Source organism: Streptomyces sp. NBC_00286, from assembly GCF_036173125.1.
GTDB lineage: Bacteria > Actinomycetota > Actinomycetes > Streptomycetales > Streptomycetaceae > Streptomyces.
On sequence record NZ_CP108054.1, the window covers coordinates 858191 to 869368 of the forward strand.

Genomic DNA, 11178 nt, shown 5'->3' on the forward strand with positions numbered 1-11178 from the left:
GCAATGGCCCCTGCTTCTCAGCGAGTTCAGCCCCGCACGGCGAACCCAGGCTGGTCACAGTCTCCAGGAGCGCAGTTGGTCGGCGACTGCGTGGACGCTGAGGCGGGTGTCGCGGATCTTGCGTACGAGGTCGGACAGGGCGCCGTAGGGCGGGTCGATGCCCTCACCGGACTGGTCCATGTACTGCGCGGTGACGAACGCCGCAAACAAGCCGTTGCGGTGCGGAAGCGGCTCAAGACGCACGAGCGTGTGCATCAGTGCGGCCGCACGCCATGCGGCGTCCGGGTCGGAGGTTTGGAGGGTCGGCAGTTTGGTCTTGTGCCGTGCGACGGCCGCGACGAGCGCGGAGTAGTCGGAAACCGTCATGTCCTCGTGTCCGAGGGCGGCCTCCTGGACGTCCAGAAGCCAGGGGACGTCGATGTAGAGGATGGGCGGCATCAGGCGGCCGCGGCCCCGTCGCGTTCGGAGGGCGGCATCTCATCGGGGAAGGCCTCGTCGAACTCGCCGCGCAGCCTGTCGGCCCACGTGGTGGCTCCGGCGACGAACCGCTGGCGCTGCATCTCGCGGACGCCGAGGTCGTGCAGGTACTGCTTGAGGCTCTTGCCCTCGGCCGCGGCGGCCGCGCGCACGCCCTCGAGCTCCTCGTCGGTGAAGGACACGTTCAGGGATGGCATACACCGGATGGTACCTAGTAGGTGCCGTCCGTGTGAACCGGTGACTCCGTTAGCCGTGGACGGAGTCACCCACGGTTAACGGACGTACGCACGGCCGCCCGCCCGCCGACCCGTGAGGGCGGCGGATTCCTGCAGGACGACCGTCAGCCGGCGTTGTCGAGGACCTCGCGCAGCTTGCGCGCGAAGGCCTCGGGCTGCCCGGGGTAGCCGAACTCGCCGTCGAGGAAGCCGCCGTGGTGGCTCGGGAACACCGTCGCCTGCTGACCGAGCAGCTGGGCCGTCGCCACCGAGGTGCGTCCGGTGAAGGTGTCCCGGGACTCCTCGCCCACGGCGATCACGATGCGCGTCGGCGCCGCCATGAGGGCGTCGACGTCGGGCTGGTAGCTGCTGACCGCCCAGGACCGGTCCGACAGCAGCGGATCGTCACGAGAGCCGTCATCCTCGGCCGGCATTCCGAAGGCGGCGGGATCCGGTACGGGCTGGGCGAAGTAGTCGTCGGTGAACTCGCCCTCCCACGACGTCATCGCGATGAACGCCGCCATGCCGGCACCCCAGCCCTTCTCCTGGTACGCATCCCGGAAGCCGGCCCGGGCGCGCTCCGCGGCCTTGGCGTCGGGGAGCACCTCGATGAGCGGCGGCTCGTGCGCCACCAGGGTGGTCACGTCCTCGGGATAGGCCGCCACGAGGGCGAGCGCGGTCACCGCACCGCCGCTGCTCGCGAACATCTCGACCGGGCCCGCGCCGAGCGCCTGGATGACGGCGTGCACGTCGGCAGCCTGGATCTGGGGTACCTGGTCGACGCGGCCGTCCTTGCGGATACTGCGGCCGAGGCCGCGCGGGTCGTAGGTGACCACGGTGCGGTCGGGGAAGTGCGACGCCAATACGCGGAAGCCGGTGGCGTCCATGGGCTGGCCGATCATGACCAGCGGCGGGCGTCCGTCGGCCGTCGGCAGCGGACCGTGGACGTCGTAGACGAGGTCGACCTCGGGGGTCTCGAGCTTGTGTGCAGTCATAACCGTTCAGACCCCGTCCCCATCGGAAACTCATCGGTCCCTGTGCCCGCAGCCTCGACGGCCTTGGCGCGGACGGCGTCGCGCGGCGGCGTCGGGCACCACCCCCCTCCCCAGCTGGAGCCGCCCGTCACGTGGCCTGTCCGGCCCTCTGCAGGCCGTCGAGGATCAGGTCGAGGCCGAATTCGAACTCGTTGCTGTAGTCGTAGCCGGGGCTGAGGATGTGCTCGGTGGTCAGTTCGGCCAGGTGTGGGAATTGGTGGGCCGGGACCTGCGCCAGGATGGCCTGCGCCAGCTCCGCGGTCTCGTCGGGTGTGTCGAACGGCAAGTCGCGTTCCTGCAGGGCGAATCCGTAGATGTAGCTGTCGAGGGCCGAGTACGCGTGCGCGGTCAGTGCGACGGAGAAACCGGCCTTGCGCAGGCATCCGAGGACGGCGTCGTGATGCCGCAGCGTCTCCGGCCCGGGTGAGGTCCGCGATTCCATCAGGCCGATCGCCCAGCGGTGGCGGGACAGGACCCGGCGCATCGAGAGCGCCCGCTGCCGCATCGCCGTCTTCCAGTCGTCCTCGCCGGAGGGCAGATCGATCTCGCTGAACACCAAGTCGATCATGCCGTTGAGCAGGTCCTCCTTGTTGGCGACGTGCGTGTAGAGGGACATCGCCTCGACCCCGACCGCCTCCCCGAGCTTGCGCATGCTGAGCGCTTCGAGTCCGCTCTCGTCGGCCAGGGTGACAGCGGCGTGCAGCACTCTTTGGCGGCTCAGCGGGATTCGGGGTGCTCGATCGCGTCCGGTCCGCGGGGTCATCTGTGGTCCTCCTACTCATTCGGCCTTGACAACCTTACGCCGTAAGGACAAACCTTACGGCGTAAGGAACACCTGGCCGCTGTGGCCTATGAATGGGGGAACCATGAAGTCGATCGTCCAAGAGCGGTACGGGCCTTCGCCCGAGAACGTTCTGCGTCTCGCAGAGATCGACAAGCCGACGATCGGGCGCGACGAGGTCCTGGTCCGGGTGCACGCGGCCAGCGTGGACCGCGGCACCTGGCACCTCATGTCCGGTCTGCCGTATCCCGTCCGGGCGGCAGGGTTCGGTCTCCGTCGGCCCAAGTACCCCAACCCCGGCCGGAGTTTGGCGGGAACGGTCGAGGCCGTCGGCGGCGATGTGACGGGTTTCAAGCCGGGCGACGAGGTGTTCGGCATCTGCGACGCCTCGTTCGCCCAGTACGCGCGCGTCCGAACCGACAGGCTCGCCCCGAAGCCGGCGGAGCTCTCCTTCGGTGAGGCGGCTGCCGTACCCGTCTCCGGGCTCACCGCCATCCAGGCCGTTCGCGACCAGGGGCAAGTCCGGACCGGGCAGAAAGTGCTGATCGTCGGGGCGTCGGGAGGCGTGGGCACCTTCGCCGTGCAAATCGCCAAGGCGTACGGAGCCGAAGTGACGGCCGTGTGCAGTACCTCAAAGGTCGAAGCGGTCCGCACGCTCGGCGCGGACCATGTCATCGACTACACCCGGGCGGACTTCGCGGACGGCCGCCACCGTTACGACGTCATCCTCGACATCGGAGGCAACAGCCGGCTGTCGCAGCTGCGCCGCGCCCTCACCCCGACCGGGCGGCTGGTCATCGTCGGCGGCGAAACCGACGGCCGGTGGCTCGGCGGAACCGACCGCCAACTCCGGGCACTTGCGCTGTCTCCGTTCATCGGCCAGAAGCTCGGGACCTTCATCTCCTCGGAGAACGCCGAAGACCTGGAAGCCCTCCGCGAGCTCATCGAGTCGGGCAAGGTCTCACCCACCATCGACCGGACCTACCCGCTCGACGAGGCCGCCGCAGCCATCCGGTACATGCTGGAGGGGCGGACCTGCGGCAAGCTCGTGATCACCATCTAGTGGCGTGTGGCCCGCATAGGCGCCTCAGCATGGTGGGCGGTACCTGTGCTGAGTGAAGTACTGCCGCCACTCGGCGCGGGTGACGCTCGGGGTGGCGGTGTCGCAGATCCGAGTCGCCACGCGCCGGACGTCGGGGTCCCACAGGAGGGCGGTCCAGTCCTCGCTGCCGGTGGCCAGGGTGCGGCCGTCGGGGCTGAAGGCGAGGGTGTCCACCGGTTTGGTGTGGCCCGTCAGCAGGGCCAGTTCCCGGGCGGCACCGCGACCGGTCAGGCCGTACAGCCGTACGGTGTGGTCGGAGCTCGCGGCGGCCAGCGTCCGCCCGCCGGGGGCGAAGGCGACGGACATGACGCCGTCGGTGTAGCCGGCCAGCCGCTCCCGGGAGAGCGGGTGGTGCGGATCGGTGAGGTCCCACAGTCGTACGGTGCGGTCTTCGCTGCCGGTGGCCAGGGTGCGGCCGTCGGGGCTGAACGCCACTGATTTCACCGCGTCGGTGTGGCCAGAGAGGACGGCCAGGCGTTTGGGTTGGCGTCGGTCGGCCACGTTCCACAGGCTGGCTGTACGGTTTCGGGCGGCCACCGCCAGGGTGCGGCCGTCGGGGGCGAAGGACACGGAGTCCACCGCGCTGTTTCCGCGTAGAGCGGCCAGAAGTCGCGGATGTCGCTTGTCTGTTGTGTCCCACAGCCGTACGCCGCCCTGCTCGCCGCCGGTGGCGAGGGTACGGCCGTCGGAGCTGAACGCCACCGAGTTGACGTGGCCGATGCGGCAGGGAACGGCGGTCAGGAGTTGGGGACTTCGCGGTGTTCCCAGGCTCCACAGCCGTAGCCTGCCGTCGGCGCTGCCGCTGGCCAGTACGCGCCCGTCCGGCCGGAAGGCCACCGAGTTGACGGCTTCTGTGGGGCCGGTGAGCCGGGCCAGTTCGCGGGGGCGGCGGACGTTCGCGAGGTTCCACAGGCGTACGGTGCGGTCGTAGCTGCCCGTGGCCAGCAGGCGTCCGTTGGGGCTGAAGGCGACGGAGTAGACCGAGCTGGTGTGGCCGGTCATGGCCGGACCGGGAAAGTCCCACAGACGTGCGGTCTGGTCCTCGCTGCCGGTGGCCAGGGTGCGGCCGTCGGGGCTGAAGGCGAGCGCTCCGATGCTTCCGGTATGGCCTGTGAGGACGGCTGGTTCACGGATGGGGCCGGGGCCGGTCAGTTCCCAGCGGCGTACGGTGCCGTCGATGCCGGCAGATGCCAGGGTGCGGCCGTCGGGGGTGAAGCCCACGGCATTGACCGCGTCGGTGTGCCCGGAGAGGACTTCCGTGGCCCGGGGCTTGCGTGGCCCGGCCACGTCCCACAGCCGCACCGTGAAGTCTGCGCTGCCGGTCGCCAACGTGCGGCCGTCCGGGGCGAATGCGAGTGTCTTGACCTCGCCGCTGTGACCGGTCGCGGGCGGCAGCTTCCGCAGCCGGTCACCCGACGCGGTCACCTCCCACAGCCGCACCGTACGGTCGGAATGGCCCGTGGCCAGCATCCGCCCGTCCCGGCGGAACGCCATCGCGGTCACGTCGGCGGTCGCACGGATCGCGGCAAGGGGACGCGGCCGACGCGGATCCGAGAGCCGCCACAGCCGGATCTCGCCGCGGGAGGCTGTCACCAGGGTCCGCCCGCCGGAAGCGAACCCGAGTCCGCCGATCGGGCCCGCCGCGGCCGGAAGGCGTGCCGCGAGCCGAGGGCGCCGTACGTCGCCGATGTCCCACACCCCTGCCGTCCCAAGTTCGTCTCCCGCGACCAGCAGACGGCCGTCGGGGCTGACGGCAACCGCGCGCACAGGGCCTGGCAGGTGCGGCAGCGTGCTCAACTCGCGTGGCCGGTGGGCGTTCGAGGCCCGCCACAAGCGCACGGTCCGGTCGTTGTCGCCGGTGGCCAGTACCCGGCCGTCGGCGCTGAACGCCATCGCCCTGACCGCGCTCGCCTGACCGGGCAACTGCGTGGCGTACGGGGTGGCGAAGGTGCTGAGCAGGCTGCCGCGGGCCTCGGGGGTGGGCGACAGGCGGTAGGCGGCCAGGCTCAACTGGGCGGCCAGCGCGGGGTTGGCCGCCCGCAGTGCCGCCGCCCGCTCGGCGGCCCGCTGCGAGCTGGCGGCGTCGCGTTGCCGGTCCGCCGCCCGCTGCGCCCGTACGGCGAACACCGCGGTCGTGCTGGCCAGTACGAGCAGGGCGGTCAGCAGGGCCAGCGCCCCGTGCCGGAATCGGGCGCGTCGCCGTACCGCCGCATGTTCCAGCGCGCGGGCGGCCAGGCTCGCGTCGAGGAACTCCCGTTCCCGCGCGGACAAGGACGTGCGCTCCAGGGTGGTGGCCAGGTCGAGGCGGGTGCCGCGGTACAGCGCGCCGGGGTCCCGGCCCAGCGCCTCCCAGGCCTGGGCCGCGTCGGTGAGCTGGCGCAGGGCCCGTACGGCCTCACGGTCCTCGGTCAGCCATCCGTGCAGCCTGGGCCAGCACCGGATCAGCGCCTCATGGGCCAGCTCGACCCGCTCGCGGTCCACGGTCAGAAGCCGCGCGGCGGCCGCACGATCCAGTACGGCGCCTACGTCCCCGTCGTCGGCTCCGGCCAGCCCGTCCAGCTCCTCCAGGCGCGCCGGCCGCCGGGTGTCCTCCGTCCCTTCGCCCAGCGCGGTCAGCCGCATGAACACGCCCTGGGCCAGCTTCCGTTGCTCCGGGTCGAGGCGCTGGTAGAACTCCTCGGCGGTGCGCGCCAGGCCGCCCTCGAGTCCGCCCGCCGCATCGAACGCCGCCAGCGTCAGCGCGTTGCCGCGTCGTCGGCGCCAGGTCTGCAGCAGGGCGTGTGACAGCAGCGGCAGTACTCCGGCCTGGCCGTGTGCCTGTGCCGTGAGCGAGGCCAACAGCGCGCCCTCGACGGTCAGTCCGGCCTGCTGGGCCGGCTTCACCACCGCCCGGCGCAGCTCGTCCAGGTTCATCGGCCCGACCGGCACCTGCGCGTCGCGCATCGCCTCCACCAGCGGCGCGTGGTGGGTGCAGTGCGCGTAGAAGTCGGCGCGTACGCCCAGGGCCACCCGGCACCGCCCGGCCTCGGCCGAGGCGGCGGTGACCAGGGCCGCGATGAAGCGGTCCCGCTCTGCGTCGTCCGGACACAGCGTGAAGGTCTCCTCGAACTGATCGACTACCAGGACCAGTTCGTCAGCACCGGAACGAGCGATCGCCTGACGCACCACCCGGCCCAGGTTCGCCGGATCCTCCTTCAACTCCTCGTAGAGTCCGCCCGGCGTGACTCCCGCCAGCGCGCCCAACTGCACGGCGCACTCCTCCAGCGGTCGCGGCCCCGGCGTCAGTACCACCGTGGTCGCCACGGGCCGTAGACGCGGCACCAGTCCCGCCCTCAGCAGCGACGACTTGCCCGAGCCCGAAGCCCCGATCACCACCACGAACCGCTGCCGTTCCAGCCGTTCGGCCAGCTCCTCCACCAGCCGCTCCCGGCCGAAGAACCACTCCGCGTCCTGTTCACGGAACGAGCGCAGACCGGCGTAGGGCGGGGGCGTGCCGCACGCCTCCGCCGAGCCGGGGTCGGTGTGCGCCTCGGCGCCCAGGCACTCCGCTGCCTCCCGCCAGCGGCGCTCCCATTCCTCCAGATCCCCGTCACAGGCGCGTACGTACGCCAGCGTCACCGCCAGCGTGGGCAGCCGCTGGCCGGACGCCGCGGAGGACAGGGTCGAGATCGAGTAGTGCGCCTTGTTCGCCAGCTCCCGGTAGGGCGGGTTGCCCGCCTTCTGCCTCAACTGCCGTAGCCCTGCGGCCAGTTCCAGTAACGGACCGCTCTCCGCGTCCAGCGGTCGCTCCTTGCGCGGCATCGCCGCACCTCCCCGCGTGGTTTCCCCCGTGTCGCAGTGGTCGCTGCGCCGTCACATTTTTCAGGACTTGTTTGTTCGGCACCAGTGACCGAACGCGAACAACTCGAGGGCCGCTACACCTGGGGGCGAACGGCCCGGCGACACTTCGCGCAGGGCCCGGGCTCCATGGGAGGAGACGACACATGAGGCGAAACAGGTTCGTACTCGCGGCGGCGGGCGGTGCGCTCGCGCTGAGCGGTGCGCTGAGCACTCAGGCCATGGCGGCGGACGCGGGGGACGTCGCCGTGCTTGCCCCGCAGACGTTCAAGAACGCCGGCACGGGCCGCTGTCTGGACGACAGCGACCGCGGGCTGCGCGCCGTGGGGTGCAACAACTTCACGACCCAGCAGTGGAACGTGCGCAACCTGGGCGGCAACCTCCGCGAGCTGAAGAACGTCGCCACGGGTCGCTGTCTGGACGACAGCGACCGCGGGTTCCGCACCGTGGGGTGCAACAACTTCACGACCCAGCAGTGGAGGGTGACTCAGGTCGGTGGCGGCGCGATCCAGTTCCAGAGCGTGGGCACCGGCCGCTGCGCGGACGACAGCGACCGCGGGCTCCGCACGGTGGGCTGCCACGGCGGCACGACCCAGCGCTGGTCCTGAGACGGTCCGAGCGCTACGGGGACAACATCACCGACGAGATTGAGCTGTACAGCTGCTGAGTCTCGATCCTTCGTGACGGCTCGCCAGGCCAACTGGCGAGCCGTTTCGGGTTGTTGAGACAGCTCCGCACTCAGTAGGACCGCAGGCCCATGCTCCGGGCGATCCCGTTGCGCTGGATCTGGCTCGTGCCGCCGGAGATCGTGGCGACGATGGATTCGCGGTAGCGGAAGCTCATCACGCTCTCCGTCGAGAAGCCGTGGCCTGCGCAGACCTGCATGCCCAGTCGGGCGGCGGCCACGTACGTCTCCGAGCCCTTCAGCTTGGCCATCGAGCCCTCCCTGGTGCAGGGCTTGCCTTGGGCCAGCAGCCAGGCCGCGCGGTAGGCGAGCAGGCGGGCGGAGTCGATCTCGGTCTGCAGGTCGGCCATGGCATGGGCGAGGGACTGGAAGTTGCCGATCGGGCGGCCGAAGGCGTGCCGGGTACGTGCGTACTCCAGCATCTCGTCCAACGTGGCCTGAGCGGCGCCCAGGTAACCGCCGCTGATGATCACCTTCTCCAGCTCGATGTTGGAGAGCATGACCTTCCAGCCCTCGTCACGCGGGCCGACCAGGTTCTCCTTCGGCACCAGGGCGTCGTTGAAGAAGACCTCGTTGGTGCCGAGGATGTGCCGGGCCAGGGTCGGCGTCCGCCGCACTTCGACGCCGTCGGTTTTGGGATCGACGAGCAGCAGGCTGATGCCGCCGTGCTTGGGCTCGCGGGGGCCCGTACGCACGTATGTCGCGATGGTGGTGTCCGGCAGTCCGCCGCCCGTGCACCAGGCCTTCTGGCCGCGCAGAAGAAAGTGGTCGCCGTGGTCTTCGGCGGTAGTGCGGAGCGCGGCGGCGTCGGAGCCGCTGTCCGGTTCGCTGAGGCCGACGGCGAGCCGGTGGCGTCCGGTCATGACGCGGTCGCGGATGAAGTGGCGCTGTTCCTCGTTGCCCCAGCGGAACACGGTGATGCCTGGGATGAGTACGCCGATGTAGCACATGGCCACGTCGAAGCTGGCCCGCCCGAGTTCCTCGGCGATCAGGACGAGCTCCAGCGGTCCGCCGCCGTCACCGCCTTCGTCCTCGGCGAACGGCAGCGAGAACCAGCCGAGTTCGGCCATGCCCGCGAACAGTTCGGGCGGTACGACTCCGCCCTCGTCCCACTCCTTCGCCTTCTCGGCGGGGCAGACGTCTGCGACGAACTGCCGTGCCGTCGCGCGCAACAGGTCCTGCTCGTCGGTCAGCCCGAAGTCCACGGCCACTCCTCGCAGCTTGCCAAATCCGCCGATTCATCTAGCTAATTATTCTATGTTAGCGGATGCGGGCCGATTCCACTCCCACGCCTCCCGGGGTGCCGACGGGCGTAACACGGGGCCGACGGGCGTAACGCGGAGGACCTCCGCGGCCACCGATGACGATTACGTTGCTGTGACTTCCGTCACGCCCACCTCGGGCGTCACCGAACTCTTCGCCGGCCCGCCCGACATGCACGGCAACAGACGCAATGTCTGCTACCTCAGGTAACTTCCCTGCATGCAAGGGCATATGGCTATCTGTTAGGTCATGTACACGTGGCTAAAAACAGCCCTTCTCCCGTCGCCTAATCCCGCCCCGGGCGGTCACCCTTCACCCCGCCCGCCTCCAGAGCTCCGGTGACGTTTGTGTTTCTGCTGTGAAGGAAGGATGGATATCCCTCTAGAGTCCCCGCCATATATGAGGCACTCCGCACTTTTGGGATCTTGCTCAGTCCCGGTGCGTTCCTGGGGGGGACCTGTTGATGTCGGAGTACTTCGATGCTTTTTGGTCATGGATCGTTGCGGCGGTTGGGGAGACGTCGTGGCGTGAGGTGATGCCGCTGGGTATCGCCGGTGCGTTCGTCTGGGGGCTCTGGCTCTACCGGGCGATCCTGTCCCGCTTTGCCACGCCGGTCGTGAACGACTACCGGACCTCGGTGTCCGTCGTGGTCCCCGCCTATCGCGAGGACCCGGACATCCTGCTCGACTGTCTGGAGACCTGGCTGGCCCAGGGGCCCGACGAGGTGATCATCGTCCCCGATGTCCAGGACCACGAGGTGATCCGCAGGCTGTCCGAGGTGCAGGACCGGCGGGTGCGGGTGCTCGCGTTCGAGCACCGGGGCAAGCGGTCCGCGCTGGGTGTGGGGATCCGGGCCGCGCACTGCGAACTCGTGGTGCTGGTCGACTCGGACACCCGCTGGCAGCCGGGGCTCCTCGACGCCGTGCAGATGCCCTTCGTCGACCCGAAGGTCGGCGGAGTCGGCACCCAGCAGAACGTCTTCATGCGCCGGAGCAGCGTGTGGCGGCGTATCGCCGACTGGCTGGTCAACCTGCGCTACTACGACTACGTGCCCGCCATGGGCCGGGCCGGTGCCGTCGCGTGTCTGTCCGGCCGTACCGCCGCCTACCGCAGGGCCGCGATCGACCCCGTTCTGGAGAACCTGGAGAACGAGTTCTTCCTCGGCCGGCGTTGCGTCGCCGGTGACGACGGCCGGCTGACCTGGCTGGTGCTGGCCTCCGGGTACAAGACCGTGCACCAGAGCAGTGCGCGGGCGCTGTCCATGTTCCCGTCCTCGTTCCGGGCCTTCGTCAAGCAGCGGGTGCGCTGGAGCCGTAACTCCTACCGCTGCTATCTGACGGCGATCCACAAGGGCTGGCTGTGGCGGGTCCCGCTGGTCACCAAGATCACCGTGCTGCAGATCCTGCTGACGCCTGTGACCATGGGCATGGCGCTGGGCTATCTGCTGCTCAGCCGGCTGGAGTTGACCGGCCGCGGGGTGGTCCTGGTTCTGATCTGGCTTTTCGTGGGACGCGGTATCCGGGGCTACTCGCATTTGCGCAGGCATCCGCAGGAGGTGCTGCTGCTGCCGTTGCTGGCCCTCGTGGTCGTGATGATCTCCCTGCCGATCAAGTTGTGGGCCTTCATCACCATGAACAAGCAGGGTTGGCTGACCCGCTCCAGCAGCAGTGTCGGCGGCGAAGGCCAGGGTGCCGCGTCCCTCTCGGGCAACGGCTCCCAGCGGCCGCCCGCCGGCGGCCACCGCGAGGGTGTGTTCCAGCCGTGACACTCCCTCAGACACGGCC

General features: G+C 69.9%; 9 protein-coding genes. 3 read left to right on the forward strand and 6 right to left on the reverse strand.

The genetic code is table 11. The annotated features are described in order from the left end of the window. Window positions 1–54 precede the first annotated feature (54 nt). The 4 genes from OHT21_RS04105 to OHT21_RS04120 form a co-directional block, all read right to left on the reverse strand. Window positions 55–438 carry a toxin Doc gene (locus tag OHT21_RS04105; protein WP_328766828.1) on the reverse strand — a complete coding sequence of 128 codons (384 nt, stop codon included), beginning with the start codon at window positions 436–438 and terminating at the stop codon, window positions 55–57. Then, on the reverse strand, window positions 438–674 hold the full coding sequence (locus tag OHT21_RS04110; RefSeq protein ID WP_328766829.1) for a hypothetical protein: 237 nt from the start codon (window positions 672–674) through the stop codon (window positions 438–440). The genes OHT21_RS04105 and OHT21_RS04110 overlap by 1 nt, the downstream gene beginning before the upstream one ends. A gap of 143 nt (window positions 675–817) precedes the next feature. Continuing rightward, window positions 818–1687 carry an alpha/beta fold hydrolase gene (locus tag OHT21_RS04115; RefSeq protein WP_328766830.1) on the reverse strand — a complete coding sequence of 290 codons (870 nt, stop codon included), beginning with the start codon at window positions 1685–1687 and terminating at the stop codon, window positions 818–820. Window positions 1688–1814: 127 nt separating this feature from the next. Continuing rightward, a complete protein-coding gene (locus OHT21_RS04120) occupies window positions 1815–2489 on the reverse strand; it encodes a TetR/AcrR family transcriptional regulator (protein WP_328766831.1) in 675 nt (224 codons plus the stop codon). Between the two features lie 103 nt (window positions 2490–2592). Here OHT21_RS04120 and OHT21_RS04125 point away from each other — a divergent pair, with 103 nt between their 5' ends. Further along, window positions 2593–3570 carry an NAD(P)-dependent alcohol dehydrogenase gene (locus OHT21_RS04125; RefSeq protein ID WP_328766832.1) on the forward strand — a complete coding sequence of 326 codons (978 nt, stop codon included), beginning with the start codon at window positions 2593–2595 and terminating at the stop codon, window positions 3568–3570. 24 nt (window positions 3571–3594) lie between these two features. Here OHT21_RS04125 and OHT21_RS04130 read toward each other — a convergent pair whose 3' ends face one another. Beyond that, entirely contained in the window at window positions 3595–7410 is a 3816-nt protein-coding gene (locus tag OHT21_RS04130) for an nSTAND1 domain-containing NTPase (protein WP_328766833.1), read from the reverse strand. 182 nt (window positions 7411–7592) lie between these two features. Here OHT21_RS04130 and OHT21_RS04135 point away from each other — a divergent pair, with 182 nt between their 5' ends. Then, window positions 7593–8054, forward strand: coding sequence for an RICIN domain-containing protein (locus tag OHT21_RS04135; RefSeq protein WP_328766834.1), 462 nt, complete (start codon window positions 7593–7595; stop codon window positions 8052–8054). Window positions 8055–8184: 130 nt separating this feature from the next. On the opposite strand, the gene OHT21_RS04140 is transcribed toward OHT21_RS04135, so the two are convergent. After that, window positions 8185–9336: an acyl-CoA dehydrogenase family protein gene (locus OHT21_RS04140; RefSeq protein WP_328766835.1), complete on the reverse strand. Its 1152-nt coding sequence runs from the start codon at window positions 9334–9336 to the stop codon at window positions 8185–8187. A gap of 593 nt (window positions 9337–9929) precedes the next feature. Here OHT21_RS04140 and OHT21_RS04145 point away from each other — a divergent pair. After that, on the forward strand, window positions 9930–11159 hold the full coding sequence (locus OHT21_RS04145) for a glycosyltransferase family 2 protein (protein WP_328766836.1): 1230 nt from the start codon (window positions 9930–9932) through the stop codon (window positions 11157–11159). Window positions 11160–11178 lie beyond the last annotated feature (19 nt).